This is a genomic window from Pseudomonas sp. S49, assembly GCF_009866785.1.
Lineage (GTDB): Bacteria > Pseudomonadota > Gammaproteobacteria > Pseudomonadales > Pseudomonadaceae > Aquipseudomonas.
This window is the reverse complement of record NZ_CP019432.1, coordinates 3986323-4006230: the sequence shown is the minus strand read 5'-3', so window position 1 is coordinate 4006230 and position 19908 is coordinate 3986323. Positions and strand designations below refer to the sequence as shown.

Here is a 19908-nt window from a genome sequence, read left to right as displayed (position 1 = left end):
TGCAGGGGCGGTTTATCTCAGGCATAAAAAAACCCGCCAGATCGGCGGGTTTTTTATTGGCTAAGCGAAGATCACTCTTCGATGTTGCCCATGGCGGTGGTGTTGAAGCCGCCGTCGACGTACATGATTTCGCCGCTGATGCCCGACGCCAGGTCGGAGCACAGGAAGGCGCCGGCGTTGCCGACTTCGTCGATGGTGACGTTGCGACGCAGCGGGGTTTGCGCTTCGTTGGCGGCCAGCATCTTGCGGAAGTTCTTGATGCCCGAGGCTGCCAGGGTACGGATCGGGCCAGCCGATACGCAGTTGACGCGGGTGCCGTCCGGGCCCAGGGAGCCGGCCAGGTAACGGACGCCAGCTTCCAGCGAAGCCTTGGCCATGCCCATCACGTTGTAGTTCGGCATGGTGCGCTCGGCGCCCAGGTACGACAGGGTCAGCAGGCTGCCGTTGCGGCCTTTCATCATTTCGCGGCCGGCTTTAGCCAGGGCCACGAAGCTGTAGGCGCTGATGTCGTGAGCGATGCGGAAACCGTCACGGGTGGTGGCTTCGGTGAAGTCGCCGTCCAGTTGGTCGCCCGGGGCGAAACCAACGGAGTGGACGATGCAGTCCAGGCCGTCCCACTTCTTGCTCAGTGCTTCGAAGACCTTGGCGATTTCTTCATCGCTGGCCACGTCGCACGGGAAGCACAGCTCAGGGCTCGAACCCCAGCCTTGGGCGAATTCTTCAACACGACCTTTCAGTTTGTCGTTCTGATAAGTGAAGGCAAGCTCAGCGCCCTCGCGATGCATGGCGGCAGCGATGCCGGATGCGATGGACAGCTTGCTGGCGACACCGACGATCAGTACGCGCTTACCGGCGAGAAAACCCATGTGTTGCTCCTCTTTCAGGTTATTGCGCAGTGGCTGGTGCCAGAAAAGCGGCTTCCAGCAACTGCTGTGTATACGGATGTTGGGGGGCGGCAAAAATACTTTGCGCGTCTCCCTGTTCGACCACTTGGCCATGCTTGACCACCATCAACTGGTGGCTCAGCGCTTTGACGACAGCCAGGTCATGGCTGATAAACAAATACGTCAGGTTGTACTTGGCTTGCAGTGAACGCAACAGCTCCACCACTTGCCGCTGCACCGTCCGGTCGAGCGCCGACGTCGGCTCGTCCAGCAGGATCAGCGCCGGTTTCAGCACCAAAGCCCGGGCAATGGCGATTCGTTGCCGTTGCCCACCGGAAAATTCGTGGGGGTAGCGGTGCCGGGTTTCCGGATCCAGACCTACCTCCTTCAATGCCGCAATAATCGCCGCCTCTTGCTCCTCGGCGATGCCCATCTTGTGAATCCGCAGGCCTTCGCCAACGATATCGCTGACGCACATGCGCGGGCTCAGGCTGCCAAACGGGTCCTGAAACACCACCTGCATCTCCCGACGCAACGGGCGAACCTCGTTCTGCGTCAGGCAGTCTAGCTGCTTGCCTTCAAAGCGGATCGCGCCTTTGCTGCCGATCAGCCGCAAAATCGCCAGACCCAGCGTGGATTTGCCGGAACCGCTTTCCCCGACAATCCCCAGAGTCTGACCCTGAGGCAGGCTGAAATTGATGCCGTCCACTGCCTTGACGTGATCCACCGTGCGTTTGAGCAGGCCTTTCTTGATCGGGAACCAGACTTTCAAGTCCTCGACTTCGAGCAACGGCGCACCGATTTTATTGCTCGCCGGGCCTCCGCTGGGCTCCGCGCCGAGCAATTCCCGAGTGTACGGATGCTGCGGCGAACGGAACAGCTCTGCGCACGATGCCTGTTCGACGATGCAACCGCGCTGCATGACACATACACGATGCGCAATTCTTCGCACGAGGTTCAAATCGTGACTGATCAGTAACAGCGACATGCCCAATCTGGCCTGCAATTCCTTGAGCAAATCGAGAATTTTCAGCTGAACGGTCACGTCCAGAGCGGTGGTCGGTTCGTCGGCAATCAGCAGTTCAGGCTCGTTGGCCAGGGCCATGGCGATCATCACCCGTTGGCGCTGACCGCCAGAGAGTTCGTGGGGCAGGGCCTTGAGGCGCTTGTGCGGCTCGGGGATGCCGACCATCTCCAGCAGCTCCAGCGTTCGCTTGGTCGCGACTTTGCCGGTCAGGCCCTTGTGGATGCCGAGGACTTCGTTGATCTGCTTCTCGATCGAGTGCAGAGGATTCAGCGAGGTCATCGGCTCCTGAAAGATCATCGCGATGCGGTTGCCGCGAATGTGCCGGATGGTTTTTTCGCTCAGCCCCAGCAGGTTTTGCCCGGCATAGTTGATGCTGCCGGCCGGATGACGGGCCATCGGGTAGGGCAGCAGGCGCAGGATCGAGTGCGCGGTCACCGATTTGCCCGAGCCGGATTCGCCCACCAGCGCGAGGGTTTCGCCGCGCTTGATGTCGAAACTCACGCCTTCGACGACCCGGTGTACGCGCTCGCCGAAACCGAATTCGACGGCGAGGTCGCGCACTTCGATCAGATTGTCCTGATTCATTTCACTTCCTCGGGTCGAAGGCATCGCGAGCGGACTCGCCGATAAACACCAGCAAACTCAACATCAGCGCCAGCACGGCAAACGCGCTCATGCCCAGCCACGGCGCTTGCAGGTTGGATTTGCCCTGGGCGACCAGTTCACCCAGCGACGGACTGCCGGCCGGCAAACCGAAACCGAGGAAGTCCAACGCGGTGAGGGTGCCGATGGCGCCGGTCAGGATGAACGGCATAAACGTCATGGTCGAAACCATCGCGTTGGGCAGGATGTGGCGGAACATGATCGCGCCGTTCTGCATACCCAGTGCCCGCGCCGCACGCACGTATTCGAGGTTGCGACCACGGAGGAACTCGGCGCGCACCACGTCGACCAGACTCATCCACGAGAACAGCAGCATGATCCCCAGCAGCCACCAGAAATTCGGCTGGACGAAACTGGCGAGAATGATCAGCAGGTACAGCACTGGCAGCCCCGACCAGATCTCCAGAAAACGCTGCCCGGCCAGATCGACCCAGCCGCCATAGAAACCCTGCAACGCGCCGGCAATCACGCCAATGATCGAACTCAACACGGTCAGCGTCAGCGCGAACAGCACCGAAATCCGGAAGCCGTAAATCACCCGCGCCAGCACATCGCGACCCTGATCGTCGGTGCCGAGCAGGTTGTCCGCCGAGGGTGGCGCCGGCGCCGGGACTTTCAGGTCGTAATTGATGCTTTGGTAGTTATAGGGAATCGGCGCCCACAGCACCCAGGCATCCTTGGCCTTGAGCAGTTCGCGGATGTACGGGCTCTTGTAGTTGGCTTCCAGCGGGAATTCGCCGCCGAACGCAGTTTCCGGGTAGCGCTTGATCGCCGGGAAGTACCAACTGTTGTCGTAATGCACCACCAACGGCTTGTCGTTGGCGATCAGCTCGGCGCCGAGGCTCAGGCCGAACAGGATCAGAAACAGCCACAGCGACCACCAGCCGCGCTTGTTGGCCTTGAACAGTTCGAAGCGGCGGCGGTTGAGAGGGGACAGGTTCATCTCAATGCTCCCGGCTTTCGAAGTCGATGCGCGGATCGACCAGGGTGTAGGTGATGTCGCCGATCAGTTTCACCACCAGCCCCAGCAGGGTGAAGATGAACAGCGTGCCGAACACCACCGGGTAGTCGCGGTTGATCGCCGCTTCGAAACTCATCAGGCCCAAACCGTCGAGGGAGAAAATCACTTCCACCAGCAGAGAGCCTGTGAAGAAAATGCCGATAAACGCCGACGGGAACCCGGCAATCACCAGCAGCATGGCGTTGCGGAACACGTGGCCGTAGAGCACGCGATGACGGGTCAGGCCTTTGGCTTTGGCGGTGACCACGTATTGCTTGTTGATCTCGTCGAGGAAGCTGTTTTTGGTCAGCAGGGTCATGGTCGCGAAGTTGCCGATCACCAGCGCCGTCACTGGCAGCGCCAGGTGCCAGAAATAGTCGAGGATCTTGCCGCCCATGCTCAGTTCATCGAAGTTGTTCGAGGTCAGGCCCCTTAGCGGGAACCAGTCGAGATAACTGCCGCCGGCAAACACCACGATCAGCAGGATCGCAAAGAGGAACGCCGGGATCGCATAGCCGACGATGATCGCCGAACTGGTCCACACATCGAAGTGGCTGCCGTGCCGCGTGGCCTTGGCGATCCCCAGCGGGATCGACACCAGGTACATGATCAGCGTGCTCCACAGCCCCAGCGAGATCGACACTGGCATCTTTTCCTTGATCAGGTCGATGACCTTGGCGTCGCGGAAGAAACTGTCGCCGAAATCCAGCTGCGCGTAGTTCTTGACCATGATCCACAAACGTTCCGGGGCCGACTTGTCGAACCCGTACATGTGTTCGATTTCCTTGATCAGCGCCGGATCCAGCCCCTGCGCGCCGCGATAGGACGAGCCGGCCACCGACACCTCGGCACCGCCGCCGGCAATCCGGCTGGTAGCGCCTTCGAAGCCTTCGAGCTTGGCAATCATCTGTTCCACCGGGCCACCGGGCGCGGCCTGGATGATCACGAAGTTGATCAGCAGAATGCCGAACAGGGTCGGGATGATCAGCAGCAGTCGCCGAAAAATATACGCCAGCATCTGATTACTCCGTGCCCGCAGGGTCGGTTTGCAGTTTGGTTTCGACTTCTATCGCAGGTTTCGCGTTCGGCTTGACCCACCAGGTACTGATGCCGATGTCGTATTTCGGTGAGACCTTCGGGTGGCCGATGTGATTCCAGTAAGCCACGCGCCAGGTCTTGATGTGCCAGTTGGGCACTACGTAATACCCCCATTGCAGCACACGATCGAGTGCGCGGGCGTGGGCCACCAGGCTTTTGCGCGAGTCAGCGTTGATCAGGTTCTCGACCAGTTGATCGACGATCGGGTCTTTCAAACCCAAAGTATTGCGGCTGCTCGATTTATCGGCAGCGGCGCTCATCCAGTATTCGCGCTGCTCGTTACCTGGCGAGTTGGACTGCGGAAAACTGCCGACCATCATGTCGAAGTCCCGCGAGCGCACGCGGTTGATGTACTGCGAAACGTCGACGCGGCGGATCACCAGATCGATGCCGAGGTCGCTGAGGTTGCGCTTGAACGGCAGCAATACGCGCTCGAACTCGGTCTGCGCCAAGAGAAATTCGATCACAACAGGTTTGCCCGTGGCGTCGACCATTTTGTCGTCGACAATCTTCCAGCCGGCCTCTTGCAACAGTTGGTAGGCCTCGCGCTGCTGGGCGCGGATCATGCCGCTGGCGTCGGTCTTGGGATTGTCGAACGCTTCACTGAACACCTGCGCCGGCAGCTTGCTGCGGAACGGCTCAAGGATCGCTCGTTGATCGGCGTCGGGCAGGCCGGTGGCGGCCATTTCCGAGTTCTCGAAATAGCTGCGGGTACGGAAGTAGGCACCGTTGAACAGTTGTTTGTTGGTCCATTCGAAGTCGAACAACAAGCCCAGCGCCTGACGCACGCGCACATCCTGAAACACCGGGCGGCGCAGGTTGAAGACGAAACCCTGCATGCCGGTCGGGTTGCTGTTGGCGATCTGTTCCTTGATCAGGCGGCCTTCAGTGACGGCCGGAATGTTGTAGGCGTTGGCCCAGTTTTTTGCGGCCATCTCCAGCCAGTAATCGAACTGGCCGGCCTTCAAGGCTTCAAGGGCGACGGTGTTGTCGCGGTAGTAATCGGTGGTCATCGTGTCGAAATTGTAGAAACCGCGATTGACCGGCAGGTCCTTGCCCCAGTAATCCTTGACCCGCTCGTAACGCACCGAACGTCCGGCCTTCACTTCGGCGACCTTGTACGGGCCGCTGCCCAGCGGAATCTCCAGGTTACCCTTGTTGAAATCGCGATCGGCCCACCAGTGTTTCGGCAGCACCGGCAACTGGCCGAGGATCAGCGGCAACTCGCGGTTGTTGCTGTGCTTGAACTTGAACAGCACCTTGAGCGGATCTTCAGCGACGACTTCGGCGACATCGTTGTAGTAACCGCGAAACATCGGCGAGCCTTCCTTGGTCAGCGTGTTGAAGCTGAACACCACGTCGTCCGCGCGCACCGGGTGGCCGTCATGGAAACGTGCTTCGGGGCGCAGATAGAAGCGCACCCAGCTGTTGTCCGGGGCTTTTTCGATTTTGCCGGCGATCAGGCCGTATTCGGTGAACGGCTCGTCAAGGCTGTGCTTGGTCAGGGTGTCGTAGATCTGCCCGAGGTCATCGGCCGGCACACCCTTGCTGATAAACGGGTTGAGGCTGTCGAAGCCGCCGAAGCCGGCCTGACGGAACACGCCGCCCTTGGGCGCGTCGGGATTCACGTAGTCGAAATGCTTGAAATCGGCCGGGTATTTCGGTGGCTCGTTGTACAAGGTCACGGCGTGTTGCGGGGCGGCCAAGGCCAGCCCGGCGAACAGCAAGCCGCTGGCCTGGACGAGCAGGGCGCGGATCGGTTTCATTGATCTTTCTCCGAAGACTTCAGCCACCATGCGCTCAGGCCCAAGGTGTAGGGCGGCGTGGTGACGAAGGCCAACCGGTTGCGGTAGGCCAGACGGTGATAATTGAGGTACCAGTTGGGAATGCTGTAGTGCTGCCAGAGCAGCACGCGGTCGAGCGCCTTGCCGGCGGCGACCTGTTCGTCGCGGGTGCGCGCGGCGAGCAATTGTTCGAGCAGGTGATCGACCACCGGATTGGCGATCCCCGCGTAATTCTTGCTGCCCTTGACGTTCACCTGACTGGAGTGGAAGTACTGCCACTGCTCAAGGCCTGGGCTTAAGGTCTGGTTGAGCGTCATCGAGATCATGTCGAAATCAAATTGATCGAGGCGCTGTTTGTACTGCGCCCGATCCACGGTGCGCAGGCGCGCGTCGATGCCGATGCTGTTGAGGTTCTCGATGTACGGCTGGTACAGGCGCTCCAGGTTCGGATTGACCAGCAACAGCTCGAAGCGCAGCGGTTGGCCGTCAGCATTTTGCAGGCGCTGACCGTTGAGCTTCCAGCCAGCTTCGGCGAGCAATGCCAAGGCTTTGCGCATGGTTTCCCGGGGAATGCCGCGACCGTCGGTTTTTGGCAGAGTGAACGGCTCGGTGAACAGCTTGGCCGGCAGTTGTTCCTTGTACGGCTTGAGCATCAGCCATTCCCCCCCGACCGGCAGGCCGGAGGTTGTGAATTCACTGTTGGGGTAGTAACTGGTAGTGCGCTTGTAGGCATCGCTGAACAGTGCGCGGTTGGTCCACTCGAAGTCGAACATCAGGCCCAGCGCTTCGCGGGTTTTCACATCGGCGAAGGTGGCGCGGCGGGCGTTCATGAACAGACCCTGACTTTGGGTCGGGATCTGATGCGGGATCTGCGCCTTGATCACGTCGCCACGGCGTACGGCGGGGAAGTTGTAGCCGTTGGCCCAGTTCTTCGCCTGATGCTCGATGTAGATGTCGAACTCGCCGGCCTTGAACGCTTCGAAGGCCACATCGCTGTCGCGGTAGAACTCGACTTCCATGCGATCGAAGTTGTACTTGCCGCGATTGACCGGCAAGTCCTTGCCCCAGTAATCCTTGACCCGCTCGAAGATCAACTGCCGACCCGGCGTCACCGATGTGATGCGATAGGGGCCGCTGCCCAGTGGCGGTTCGAAGGTGGTGGCCTTGAAGTCGCGGTCTTTCCAGTAGTGCTGCGGCAGCACCGGCAATTCACCGAGGCGCAGGATCAGCAGCGGATTGCCCGAGCGCTTGAGCACGAAGCGAATGCGCTGTTTGTTGAGAATGTCGACCCGCAGTACTTCTTGTAGGGCAGTGCGGTACAGCGGATGGCCGTCCTTGAGCAGCGTTCGATAGGAGAAAGCCACGTCATAAGCGGTGATCGGCGTGCCGTCGTGAAAACGCGCTTCCGGGCGCAGATTGAACACCACCCAGCTGCGATCTTCGCTGTACTCCACCGATTGCGCGATCAAGCCGTAACTCGACGCGGGCTCGTCGCCGGATGGCGAATATTGACCGGTGCCGACCATCAACGGCTCGTTCAGCTCATTGATGCCGTATTGGAGGAAATTCGCTGTAGTGACCGGGCTGGTGCCCTTGAAGGTGTACGGGTTGACCGTATCGAAGGTGCCGAACGCCATCACCCGCAACGTACCGCCCTTGGGCGCTTGCGGGTTGACCCAGTCGAAGTGGGTAAATCTGGCCGGGTACTTGAGCGTGCCGAACTGCGCATAACCGTGACTTTCGGTAATCGTCGCGCTTGCGGTTGAGCTCAAGGCCAGGCTGATCAGGAGCAGGAGGAGGGGACGCTTCAAGTCAGATCCGATCCAGGCGGCTTGGGCTTAGTGGGCCGTACAGTAACAGCTTGTCTGGACTGGAAAAAGATGGGAGTTAATGCGCGGTTAATCGTTTGCGCGAAGAGCCCCTCACCCTAACCCTCTCCCAGAGGGAGAGGGGACTGACCGAGTTGTTTCTTCGAGCTACGCCGACCTGAGCTGTCGAGTCGAACTCACGTTTTGAAAAGCCCCTCACCCTAACCCTCTCCCGGAGGGAGAGGGGACTGACTGCGGTTGCAATACCGAGCCGAACGCAGATTTTGAAAAGCCCCCGATCGGCTCCCTTTCCCCCTCGCCCCCTTGGGGGGAGAGGGCTGGGGTGAGGGGGATGGATCTAAAGCACACCACAAAAACGTGATGCAAAAAAAAGCCCCTGCAAACTCAGGGGCTCTTCCATCAGTGCGGCTGATAAACCGTGAGCATCTGCCCCGGCTTCAACGCTTTACCCGCACCCGGGTTCCAGCGCTTGAGATGCTGCATCTCAACGTTGAAGCGCTTGGCCACGACGTACAGCGTGTCGCCGCGCTTGACCTTGTACTGGGTCTGCTGCGCGCTGTCGTCCTTGCCTTTGCTCTTGCTGTTGGCCGCAATCACTGTATTGACGCGCCCAGACTTGCGAACTGGCGCACGCTTGGTGGTGTCTTGCATCACCAGGGTCTGGCCGACCTTGAGGTTCTTGCCGGTCAACTTGTTCCAGCGCTGCAGATCCTTCACTTCAACCTTGTTGGCCTTGGCGATGGAGCCGAGGTTGTCGCCACGCTTCACGCGGTAAGCACGCTTGAGTTTTGCCACCTCGGAAGGATCGGCACCCTCGAACACCGGCTTCAGCGAACGCGGGCTGATCAGCTCGTCAGGCCGCATGGTCTGCAGGCTGGCGGTCAGCAGTTGCGCCTTCGACGTTGGCACCAGCAAATGCTGAGGGCCATCGATGGTGGTGCGTTGCTTGAAAGCCGGGTTGAGCTGGAACAGTTCGTCTTCGTCGATATTGGCAACCGCGGCGACCTTGGACAGATCCATGCGCTGGTTGATTTCGACGACCTGGAAGTACGGTTCGTTGGCGATCGGGTTGAGGTTGACCCCGTAGGCTTCCGGCGCCAGTACCACTTGCGACAGCGCCAGCAGCTTCGGCACGTACGCCTGGGTTTCTGCCGGCAGCGGCAGGTTCCAGTAGTCGGTTGGCAGGCCAAGCTTTTCGTTACGTTCGATGGCACGGCTGACCGTACCTTCGCCGGCGTTGTACGCCGCCAGAGCCAGCAGCCAGTCACCGTTGAACATGTCGTGCAGGCGGGTCAGGTAGTCCATCGCTGCGGTGGTCGAGGCGGTGATATCGCGACGGCCATCATAGAAGCGGGTCTGACGCAGGTTGAAGTAACGCCCGGTGGACGGAATGAACTGCCACAGCCCTACAGCATCGGCCCGGGAATAGGCCATCGGGTTGTAGGCGCTTTCAATCACTGGCAGCAGGGCCAGTTCCAGCGGCATGTTGCGTTCTTCGAGGCGTTCGACGATGTAGTGAATATAGAGACTGCCGCGTTCGCCGGCATTCTCGAGGAAAGAGGGATTACTGGCGAACCACAGGCGCTGTTGCTCGATGCGCGGGTTGACGCCGAGACCTTCCTGCAGCTGAAAGCCCTGGCGCATGCGTTCCCAGATGTCCTGGGGAACCTGTGGGCTGGGCTTTTCGGTCAGCCAGATCGGCTTCTGCTTGGCTCGCGCAGCAATGTTCGGCGTATGGGTCGCTTCAGTCTGCGGAGCATGGCTGGAACAGCCCGCCAGCGTGGCGGACACAGCCACCGCGATGGCTTGCGCCAGGCGGGTCAATGCGTCTGAATTGACGGACTTACGTATGGATGACGACATTGGCTGGAAGTAAGTTCCGGGCAAAAATGTCGGGCGATTCTAGAAAGCGCACCCCTTGCGGTCAACCATTCAGAATTTTTGTACCAGGCAGCGGGGTGCTTAGAACTTATCTTTCCAGGCCCGCAGAGCCGCAAATACCTCACTCGGCGCCCGGTTTTGAGCGCCTGCCCGTTCGTCCACTTTTTGTGTAACTAATGTTTCAGTGGTACGCAAAAACGGGTTTGTGAGTTTTTCCAGAGCGAGGGTCGAGGGCAGGGTCATCACGCCGTTTTGCCGTTGCTGGGTGACTTTTTCCAGACGGGCGGCAATGTCCGGGTTGCTCGGTTCGACGGCGGCGGCAAACTTCAGATTGCTCAGGGTGTATTCATGGGTGCAGTAGACCAGCGTATCTTCCGGTAACGCGGCGAGTCGCCCGAGCGAGTGGTGCATTTGCTCCGGTGTGCCTTCGAACAAGCGGCCGCAACCGGCAGCGAACAGGGTGTCGCCGCAGAACAGCAAGCCGTGGTGGTAATAGGCGATGTGTCCCAAAGTGTGACCGGGCACCGCATAGACGTCGAAATCCCAGCCGAGCACGCTGACGCTGTCGTTGTCCTTGAGCGCCACGTCGCGCCCGGGGATGTTTTCGCTGGCCGGGCCGTAAACGGTCGCGCCGCTCGCGGCTTTCAGGCGTTCGACGCCGCCGACGTGATCATGGTGATGGTGGGTGATCAGGATGTCGCTCAAGACCCAGCCTGGGTGCGCTTCGAGCCATGCCTGCACTGGCGCGGCATCGCCGGGATCGACCACCGCGCAGCGCTGGGTACGGTGATCCTGTAACAACCAGATGTAGTTGTCGGTGAACGCGGGCAGGGCACTGATCTGTATCATCGTCGGAATTCGCCAAGCGGAAAACATTGGCGCATCTTAGTAGTTCCTGGCGCTTTGGAGAATGCGATGAGTGATAAAGCGTTCGCACAGGCTGATCCTGACTGGCTGGCCCTGATCGGTGCAGCCCGTGAATGGCTGTCCGGCCCGCTTGGGCAATTTCTGCTCGATGAAGAGCGGCGCATGCTCGAAGACGAGTTGGGCCGGTTCTTCGGCGGTTATCTGGTGCATTACGGTCCATCGGCCGAAACCCCGCCGGCGGCGCCGCAAGTGCAGCGCAATGTGCGCCTCGGTGCGCCGTTGCCGGGGGTCGAGATTGTCTGCGAAGAGCAGGCCTGGCCGCTGAGCGAGCACGCCGCCGACGTGGTGGTGATGCAGCACGGCCTGGATTTCTGCCTGTCGCCCCACGGTTTGCTGCGTGAAGCAGCGAGCAGCGTGCGCCCCGGCGGGCATTTGCTGATCATCGGTATCAACCCGTGGAGTACCTGGGGCTTGCGCCATGTTTTCGCCCACGACGCCTTGCGTCAGGCGCGCTGCATCTCACCGTCACGGGTTGCTGACTGGCTCAATCTGCTGGGCTTCGCGCTGGAGAAACGCCGCTTCGGGTGCTATCGTCCGCCGCTCGCGTCGCCCAAGTGGCAGGCCCGCCTGGCCGGCTGGGAACGCAAGGCCGGTGACTGGCAACTGTCGGGCGGCGGCTTCTATTTGTTGGTCGCGCGCAAGATTGTGGTCGGGCTGCGACCGTTACGTCAGGAGCGCCGCGAGCCGATGGGCAAGCTGATTCCGCTGCCGATGGCCAAGGTCAATCGCCGGCGCATCGAACCGTAAACCTTCTTTTATTTGTGGCCGGGTTTGTCCCGGCCTCGGTCATTGTCGATCCGTGATCGGCAAGACAGGCATTTTTCTGGATAGAGTGGCATGAGCGAAAGCGTTGAAAGCGTCGACACTGTAGAACTGTTCACTGACGGCGCCTGCAAAGGCAATCCCGGCCCGGGCGGCTGGGGCGCCTTGCTGGTGTGCAAGGGCGTCGAAAAGGAACTGTGGGGCGGCGAAGCCAACACCACCAACAACCGCATGGAACTGCTCGGCGCGATCCGCGGCCTCGAAGCCTTGAAGCGCCCGTGCGAAGTGCTGCTGGTGACCGACTCGCAATACGTGATGAAGGGCATCAACGAGTGGATGGCCAACTGGAAAAAACGTGGCTGGAAAACCGCGGCCAAAGAGCCCGTGAAGAACGCTGATCTGTGGAAAGAGCTGGACGAGCAGGTCAACCGCCACAAGGTCACCTGGAAATGGGTGCGTGGGCACATTGGCCATCACGGTAACGAGCGGGCGGACCAGTTGGCGAACCGTGGGGTGGATGAGGTTCGCGGTTACAAGCAGAGCTGATTTCGCCTCTGAACCGTGGTGCGGCCATTCGCGAGCAGGCTCGCTCCCACAGGGAAATGCATTCCTGATCTGATGCCCCTTCCCTGAATTGGAATGCATTCCAATGTGGGAGCGAGCCTGCTCGCGAATGGGGCGCCACGGTCTGACTGAAACACCCCACCGAGCGTGTTAACATCCGCGTTTTTTGCAAGATCGACCCGTTGAGAGCTGAACACTGATGGCCACCAGATCCGTTGTACTCGATACCGAAACCACCGGCATGCCGGTGACCGATGGTCACCGGATCATTGAAATCGGCTGTGTCGAACTGATCGGCCGACGCCTGACGGGCCGGCATTTTCACGTTTACCTGCAACCGGATCGCGAGAGTGATGAAGGCGCCATCGGCGTCCACGGTATTACCAACGAGTTCCTGGTTGGCAAACCACGGTTTGCCGAAGTGGCCGATGAGTTCTTCGAATTCATCAAGGGCGCACAGCTGATCATCCACAACGCGGCGTTCGACGTTGGCTTCATCAACAACGAATTCGCTTTGATGGGCCAGCACGATCGCGCTGACATCACCCAGCACTGCTCGATCCTCGATACCTTGATGATGGCCCGGGAACGTCACCCGGGGCAGCGCAACAGCCTCGATGCGTTGTGCAAACGTTATGGCGTCGACAACTCGGGCCGTGAACTGCACGGCGCCTTGCTTGACTCGGAGATTCTCGCCGACGTCTACCTGACCATGACCGGCGGCCAGACCAGTCTGTCGCTGGCGGGTAACGCGTCTGACGGTAATGGCACGGGGGATGGCGCAGACAACTCGGCGACCGAGATTCGTCGCTTGCCTGCGGATCGTCAGCCAGCGCGGATCATTCGTGCGACGGAAGATGAATTGGCGGCGCATCTGGTGCGGCTGGAAATCATTGCCAAGTCTGCCGGTGGCCCGGCGTTGTGGACGCAGATCGCCGAGGCGGACGCTCAGGCTTGAAGATCAAGAGATCGTCCGATCGCGGCCCGAACCTTCGGCAGCTCCTACATTGGAATGCGATCCTCTGTAGGAGCTGCCGAAGGCTGCGATCTTTTGTTTTTGGCGGTATGAAGCCAAGTGGCCACCCTCGCCACTTTGCCTGCAACCCTCTACCCTGAGTGCATTGGCCGATTCAATTCTGCCGCCTCGGGACACTGAGCCTCATGTACAAAGATTTGAAGTTTCCGGTGTTGATCGTCCATCGCGACATCAAGGCCGACACGGTCGCCGGTGACCGTATCCGTGGCATCGCCCGGGAGTTGGAGCAGGAAGGGTTCAATATCGTTTCGGCTATCGACTACACCGAAGGGCGGTTGGTGGCATCCACCCACCATGGCCTCGCCTGCATGCTGATTGCCGCCGAGGACGCCAGCACCAACTCGCATCTGTTGCAGAACATGGCCGAACTGATCGGTCTGGCGCGGGTGCGCGCACCGGATCTGCCGATCTTTGCCCTCGGCGAGCAAGTCACCCTGGAAAATGCTCCGGCCGATGCCATGGCCGAGCTCAATCAACTGCGCGGCATTCTCTATCTGTTTGAAGACACCGTGCCGTTCCTGGCCCGGCAAGTCGCGCGGGCGGCGCGCAAGTATCTGGATGGTTTGCTGCCGCCGTTTTTCAAGGCGCTGGTGCAGCACACCGCCGACTCCAATTATTCCTGGCACACCCCCGGCCATGGCGGCGGTGTGGCCTATCACAAAAGCCCGGTGGGGCAGGCGTTTCATCAGTTCTTTGGCGAAAACACCCTGCGTTCGGATTTGTCGGTGTCGGTGCCGGAGCTTGGCTCGCTGCTCGATCACACCGGGCCACTGGCCGAAGCTGAAGCGCGCGCGGCGCGCAATTTCGGCGCCGATCACACCTTTTTCGTGATCAATGGCACCTCAACAGCTAACAAGATTGTCTGGCACTCGATGGTCGGCCGTGACGATCTGGTGCTGGTCGATCGCAACTGCCACAAGTCGGTGTTGCACGCGATCATCATGACCGGCGCGATCCCGTTGTACCTGTGCCCGGAGCGTAATGAACTGGGAATTATCGGCCCGATCCCGCTGAGCGAATTCAGCCGCGAATCGATTCAAGCGAAGATCGACGCCAGCCCGCTGACCAAGGGCCGCGCACCGAAAGTCAAACTCGCGGTGGTCACCAACTCGACTTACGACGGCCTCTGCTACAACGCCGAGCTGATCAAACAAAGCCTCGGCAATAGCGTCGAAGTGCTGCATTTCGATGAGGCCTGGTACGCCTACGCGGCGTTTCACGAGTTCTTCGCCGGGCGTTACGGCATGGCCACCTCGCGCAGTGACGACAGTCCGCTGGTGTTCACTACCCATTCCACGCACAAACTGCTCGCTGCCTTCAGTCAGGCCTCAATGATTCATGTGCAGGACGGCGGCGCGCGGCAACTCGATCGCGATCGTTTCAATGAAGCGTTCATGATGCACATCTCGACCTCGCCGCAGTACAGCATCATCGCCTCACTCGATGTTGCCTCGGCGATGATGGAGGGCCCGGCCGGGCGTTCGCTGTTGCAGGAAACCTTTGATGAAGCGCTGAGTTTCCGCCGTGCGCTGGCCAATCTGCGCCAGCACATTGCCGCCGATGACTGGTGGTTTTCGATCTGGCAGCCGCCGGGTGTCGAAGGCATTGATCGCGTACAGACCGAGGATTGGCTATTGCAACCGGATGCCGACTGGCATGGTTTCGGCGAGGTCAGTGACGATTACGTCTTGCTTGATCCGATCAAGGTCACGCTGGTGATGCCGGGGCTGAATGCCGGCGGTGCGCTGAGCGAGAAGGGTATTCCGGCGGCGGTGGTCAGCAAGTTTCTATGGGAACGTGGCCTGGTTGTTGAAAAAACCGGTCTGTATTCATTTCTGGTGTTGTTCTCCATGGGCATTACCAAAGGCAAATGGAGCACATTGCTCACCGAGCTGCTGGAGTTCAAACGCAGTTACGATGCCAACGTACGCCTCGATACCTGCCTGCCGTGCGTGGCCCAGCAAGACACCGCGCGTTATCGCGGCATGGGCCTGCGCGATTTGTGTGATCAGTTGCACGCCTGCTATCGCAGCAATGCCACGGCCAAACACCTTAAACGCATGTACACCGTGCTCCCGGAAATCGCCATGAAGCCGGCTCACGCCTATGATCATCTGGTGCGTGGCGAAGTCGAAGCGGTGCCGATCGATGAGCTGGAAGGCCGGATTGCAGCGGTCATGCTCGTACCGTATCCGCCGGGGATTCCGCTGATCATGCCCGGCGAACGCTTTACCGAATCGACCCGCTCGATCATCGATTACCTGAAATTTGCCCGCACGTTCGATAGCAGCTTCCCCGGTTTTGTCGCTGATGTGCATGGACTTCAACATGAAGATGAAGGCAATGGACGGCAGTACACCGTCGATTGCGTCAAGGAATGAGGACTTTTCCCAGTATGCAACCGGTCATGAATCCGAAATACCCAGGGCTGTCGGTGCGTGTCGCCGATGAAGGCTTTGCGCCGTATATCTGGGGCAGCGACTTCAGTTTCGAAGTTGCGGCTTATGGAGCCGCCGTGATTGGTCAGCCCGTTGAGCAGTGGCGGGTCACGCCGATCGTGCCTTATCGCAAGTGCTACGGCATCGATCCGGAGGAGTTCAGCGCCTTTCACAATGCGCCCGACAGCGCGATTTTCATGGCGTATCTGGACGATGAACCGGTCGGCCATCTGGTGATCAGCACCAACTGGAATGGGTTTGCGCATATCGACGAGTTGGCGGTGCACGCGCCGGCGCGTCGGCATGGTGTGGCCAAGGCACTGCTCGATGTCGCCCAGTTCTGGAGCCGCAAGAAAAAGCTGCCGGGGATCATGCTCGAAACCCAGAACAACAACCTCGGGGCCTGTCGATTGTATGAACGCTGCGGTTATGTGATTGGCGGAGTCGACCAATTGCGCTATCGCGGCATCGACCCGAACACCGCCGAAGTGGCGCTGTTCTGGTATCGATTGTTCGATAATCCGCTGGAAAACCCGCTCAGCTCGACAGCATCGCCTCGGCTTGTTCCGTGATGATCGTCAGTAACGTCTGAATCGCTGATGACGGCGCGGAGTGCTTGAAGGTCAGGGCATAGAGGCTGATCGGCACGGCCGGCGACAGCGGGCACACGTCGAGTCCGGCGGCGCGCGCGCCCAGTGCGGTGAACGGGTCGACGATGGCCAGGCCTTCGCCGGCCTCGACCATGCTGCGCATCATCTGATGGGTTTGTACGCGGGTCTGGATGCTCGGCGCCGGACGCAGGGCCTGGAGCTTGTTTTCCAGCGCCGGGCTCAGCGGGTCCTGGCCTTCAAGACCGACCATGGCCTGACCCGCCAGATCCTGCAGGGAAATGTATTTCTGTTTCGGTTGCAGCCAGCCGTGGGGCGCGAGCAGTTGCAGCTTGCCCTGGGCCAGTGGCCGGCAATCAATGTCGGGATGTTCGGGATCGTGCAGGCTCAAGCCCAGATCAATTTCGCGCAATAACAGGCTGCGGACGATGTCGCGGGTCGGTGCGCTGAGCAGGCTGCACGGTGCATCGGGCAGACGTCGGCGCAGGGCGGCGAGACTGTGTGGGAGTAATTGCTGCGCCAGCGGCGGGGTGCCGATGATGCGCAAGGGCGGGGCGAGGTATTGCTTTAGGCTGCTGGCCAGACGCTGCACCGGCTCCAGCGCTTCGTAGACATGAGCGATTTCGACCTGCAACGCCCGTGCTTCGGGCGTCGATTGCAGGCGTCCGCGCACGCTGGAAAACAGCATGAACCCCAACTGACTCTCGGCTTCGCGCAAACGCTCTTCGACCTCGGCCACCGGCAACTGCAGCCATTCGGCGGCAGTGCCCAGGTGACCGGTCTGCAAGAGCGCCTGAATCACTTCGATATGACGTAAACGCATGCGTGAAGTCCATGTTCAGCAGGTGGGGTCAGTGGCTGAATCCTACCCCAAGTCTGCGCATATGACTTCTGCTCATAACGGCCAGTTATGAAGCGACGGTTGGCTCAGGTTCGCGGATCAGGGTGATGCCTGACTGAACCAGAAGAAACTCGCTCTCACTGACCTTGTTGACGCGATCGCCAATGGCCAGTTTGTAAATCGGCTCCGAGCCAGTGGAACCGTCTGCCGACGGGTTGGATTCCTGGAACTCATGCACGGAATAAACGCGGCCTTCCGCATCTCTTGCATGGAACTGACCGACGAGTACTGCTGCCATCTGCTTAGAACCTCTGGAGATAAAACGCTTGATTTGCGGCTTGGTAGACCGCCATCAAGGCCTGTAAGTTTTCCTACAGGAAAAAAATAATCAGCTCGCGGGATTTTCCCATCGGGTGCTGGTGGAATCGTCACCGGATCATCTATAACTACTGGCTCCTCCCACGGACCATCGAGAGTCTTCCATGAGCAATGTCTACAACGTCGCTGTAGTGGTCGGTAGCCTGCGCAAAGCATCGATCAACCGCAAGGTCGCTCTGGCACTGGCAGAGCTGGCCCCGGCCAACCTCAAGCTTGAGATTGTCGAAATTGGCGATCTGCCACTTTATAACGAAGACATCGACGGTGATTCACCGCCGGCAGCCTACAGCACTTTCAGGCAAAAAGTGGCGTCATCCGACGCGGTGCTGTTTGTCACCCCCGAGTACAACCGTTCGGTGCCGGCGCCGTTGAAGAATGCCATTGACGTTGGATCGCGGCCTTATGGCAAGGCTGTCTGGAGTGGCAAACCGGGGGCGGTGATCAGTGTATCGCCCGGTGCAATCGGTGGTTTCGGCGCGAATCAGCATCTGCGCCAGTCGTTCGTGTTTCTCAATGTGCCGTGCATGCAGCAGCCGGAAGCGTATCTGGGCGGCGCGGGTTCGGCGTTTGATGAAGAGGGTAAGTTGAGCGAATCGGTGAAACCTTTTCTGCAGAGTTTTATCAATGCGTACGGACAATTCGTAGAGCAACACAAGAAGTAAGCTCACCGAAATCCCTGGCACAACAGAGATCCTGTGGGAGCGAGCTTGCTCGCGAAGGGGCCATCAGCCACACATCATGAGTGACTGACAGTCCGCCTTCGCGAGCAAGCTCGCTCCCACAGGTTTTAGTGTTTAGCTCTTCTACTTAATTTAAGGCTGTTGCGGATGCTCGCTGCGTCACTGATTTTCCTGCTGACCATTACCCTTGTCATCTGGCAACCCAAAGGCCTCGGCGTCGGCTGGAGTGCGACGCTTGGCGCAGTACTGGCGCTGATTTTCGGTGTCGTCCATCTCGGCGATATCCCGCTGGTGTGGCAGATCATCTGGAATGCCACTGGCACTTTCGTCGCACTGATCATCATCAGCCTGCTGCTCGACGAGGCGGGGTTCTTCAACTGGGCCGCATTGCACGTGGCGCGCTGGGGGCGGGGCAGCGGGCGCAAGCTGTTTGCCTTCATGGTGCTGCTCGGCGCGCTGGTGTCGGCGCTGTTTGCCAACGACGGCGCGGCACTGATTCTCACGCCGATCGTGATTTCGATGTTGCTGGCGCTGCGCTTTTCCCCGGCGGCAACCTTGGCCTTCGTGATGGGCGCGGGATTTATCGCCGATACCGCGAGCCTGCCGTTGGTGGTATCGAACCTGGTCAACATTGTTTCGGCGGACTTCTTTCACATCGGCTTCAACCGCTATGCGGCGGTGATGGTGCCGGTCAACTTCGTTAGCGTAGCGGCGACGCTGGGCATGTTGCTGTGGTTTTTCCGCCGCGACATTCCATCGACGTATGACCCTGAGCAACTCGAGCATCCAGAGACCGCGATCCACGACAAAGCCACGTTTTATGCCGGCTGGGCGGTGTTGGTGATCTTGCTGATCGGTTGCTTTGCGCTGGAGCCGCTGGGCATCCCGATCAGTGCGATATCCGCGGTGTGTGCCGCGTTGCTGTTGGGCATCGCCGCTCGCGGTCACAAGATATCCACGCGCAAGGTGATGAAAGAAGCGCCGTGGCAGATCGTGATTTTCTCGCTGGGCATGTACCTGGTGGTGTATGGCCTGCGTAACGCCGGGCTGACCGGGTATCTGGCCGGTTGGCTGGATGTCTTCGCCGGTCATGGCGTCTGGGGTGCGGCAATGGGCACCGGGGTGCTGACGGCGTTGCTGTCGTCGATCATGAATAACTTGCCGACGGTGTTGATTGGCTTGTTGTCGATCGATGCCAGTCAGGCCAGCGGAGTGGTCAAGGAGGCGATGATCTATGCCAACGTGATTGGCAGTGACCTGGGGCCGAAGATTACCCCGATTGGCAGTCTGGCCACGTTGTTGTGGCTGCATGTGCTGGAGCGCAAGGGGATTCACATTGGCTGGGGCTATTACTTCCGGGTCGGGATTGTGTTGACGGTGCCGGTGTTGTTGGTGACGTTGGCGGCTTTGGCTGTGCGGCTTTCGCTCTAGACCGAGGTGGCCCATTCGCGAGCAGGCTCGCTCCCACAGGGGGATGTATCGCCTCTCTTTACATTTGAAATGCAGTC

17 protein-coding genes are annotated in these 19908 nt (G+C 59.8%); 7 read left to right on the top strand and 10 right to left on the bottom strand.

Features of this window, described 5'->3' with window-relative positions:
• Positions 1-71: 71 nt before the first annotated feature.
• The 8 genes from fabI to gloB form a co-directional block, all read right to left on the bottom strand.
• Positions 72-866 (bottom strand): enoyl-ACP reductase FabI, encoded by a 795-nt coding sequence (fabI, locus tag PspS49_RS17515; protein WP_007910591.1) that lies wholly within the window; start codon positions 864-866, stop codon positions 72-74.
• A 19-nt stretch (positions 867-885) separates the two neighbouring features.
• Positions 886-2496, bottom strand: coding sequence for an ABC transporter ATP-binding protein (locus tag PspS49_RS17510; protein ID WP_160040743.1), 1611 nt, complete (start codon positions 2494-2496; stop codon positions 886-888).
• A gap of 1 nt (position 2497) precedes the next feature.
• Entirely contained in the window at positions 2498-3517 is a 1020-nt protein-coding gene (locus PspS49_RS17505) for an ABC transporter permease (protein WP_160040741.1), read from the bottom strand.
• 1 nt (position 3518) lies between these two features.
• Positions 3519-4592, bottom strand: coding sequence for a microcin C ABC transporter permease YejB (locus PspS49_RS17500; RefSeq protein WP_160040739.1), 1074 nt, complete (start codon positions 4590-4592; stop codon positions 3519-3521).
• A 4-nt stretch (positions 4593-4596) separates the two neighbouring features.
• Complete coding sequence (locus PspS49_RS17495) at positions 4597-6438, bottom strand: extracellular solute-binding protein (RefSeq protein ID WP_127928575.1); 1842 nt, start codon at positions 6436-6438, stop codon at positions 4597-4599.
• Positions 6435-8267 (bottom strand): extracellular solute-binding protein, encoded by a 1833-nt coding sequence (locus tag PspS49_RS17490; protein WP_150750895.1) that lies wholly within the window; start codon positions 8265-8267, stop codon positions 6435-6437. The genes PspS49_RS17495 and PspS49_RS17490 overlap by 4 nt, the downstream gene beginning before the upstream one ends.
• A 417-nt stretch (positions 8268-8684) precedes the next feature.
• Positions 8685-10148 (bottom strand): transglycosylase SLT domain-containing protein, encoded by a 1464-nt coding sequence (locus tag PspS49_RS17485; RefSeq protein WP_160040737.1) that lies wholly within the window; start codon positions 10146-10148, stop codon positions 8685-8687.
• Positions 10149-10247: 99 nt separating this feature from the next.
• Positions 10248-11015: a hydroxyacylglutathione hydrolase gene (gene gloB / locus PspS49_RS17480; RefSeq protein ID WP_127928571.1), complete on the bottom strand. Its 768-nt coding sequence runs from the start codon at positions 11013-11015 to the stop codon at positions 10248-10250.
• A 66-nt stretch (positions 11016-11081) separates the two neighbouring features.
• On the opposite strand from gloB, the gene PspS49_RS17475 reads away from it, so the two are divergent.
• The 5 genes from PspS49_RS17475 to PspS49_RS17455 all read left to right on the top strand — a co-directional run bounded on the left by PspS49_RS17475 (position 11082) and on the right by PspS49_RS17455 (position 16465).
• Positions 11082-11840, top strand: a complete 759-nt coding sequence (locus PspS49_RS17475) for a methyltransferase domain-containing protein (RefSeq protein ID WP_007910573.1) — start codon at positions 11082-11084, stop codon at positions 11838-11840.
• 90 nt (positions 11841-11930) lie between these two features.
• A complete protein-coding gene (rnhA, locus tag PspS49_RS17470) occupies positions 11931-12401 on the top strand; it encodes a ribonuclease HI (protein WP_007910572.1) in 471 nt (156 codons plus the stop codon).
• A 217-nt stretch (positions 12402-12618) separates the two neighbouring features.
• Positions 12619-13377 (top strand): DNA polymerase III subunit epsilon, encoded by a 759-nt coding sequence (gene dnaQ, locus PspS49_RS17465; RefSeq protein WP_038366028.1) that lies wholly within the window; start codon positions 12619-12621, stop codon positions 13375-13377.
• A 203-nt stretch (positions 13378-13580) separates the two neighbouring features.
• Positions 13581-15836, top strand: coding sequence for an Orn/Lys/Arg decarboxylase N-terminal domain-containing protein (locus tag PspS49_RS17460; protein ID WP_127928569.1), 2256 nt, complete (start codon positions 13581-13583; stop codon positions 15834-15836).
• 14 nt (positions 15837-15850) lie between these two features.
• Positions 15851-16465, top strand: coding sequence for a GNAT family N-acetyltransferase (locus PspS49_RS17455; protein ID WP_034152338.1), 615 nt, complete (start codon positions 15851-15853; stop codon positions 16463-16465).
• Here PspS49_RS17455 and PspS49_RS17450 read toward each other — a convergent pair.
• On the bottom strand, positions 16431-17324 hold the full coding sequence (locus tag PspS49_RS17450; RefSeq protein ID WP_160040735.1) for a LysR family transcriptional regulator: 894 nt from the start codon (positions 17322-17324) through the stop codon (positions 16431-16433). The genes PspS49_RS17455 and PspS49_RS17450 overlap by 35 nt on opposite strands.
• Positions 17325-17409: 85 nt before the next feature.
• Entirely contained in the window at positions 17410-17640 is a 231-nt protein-coding gene (locus PspS49_RS17445) for a hypothetical protein (protein ID WP_127928565.1), read from the bottom strand.
• A gap of 184 nt (positions 17641-17824) precedes the next feature.
• Here PspS49_RS17445 and PspS49_RS17440 point away from each other — a divergent pair, with 184 nt between their 5' ends.
• Together PspS49_RS17440 and PspS49_RS17435 are read left to right on the top strand one after the other, a co-directional pair.
• On the top strand, positions 17825-18382 hold the full coding sequence (locus tag PspS49_RS17440) for an NAD(P)H-dependent oxidoreductase (protein ID WP_127928563.1): 558 nt from the start codon (positions 17825-17827) through the stop codon (positions 18380-18382).
• Between the two features lie 165 nt (positions 18383-18547).
• Entirely contained in the window at positions 18548-19831 is a 1284-nt protein-coding gene (locus tag PspS49_RS17435; RefSeq protein ID WP_160040733.1) for an arsenic transporter, read from the top strand.
• Positions 19832-19908 lie beyond the last annotated feature (77 nt).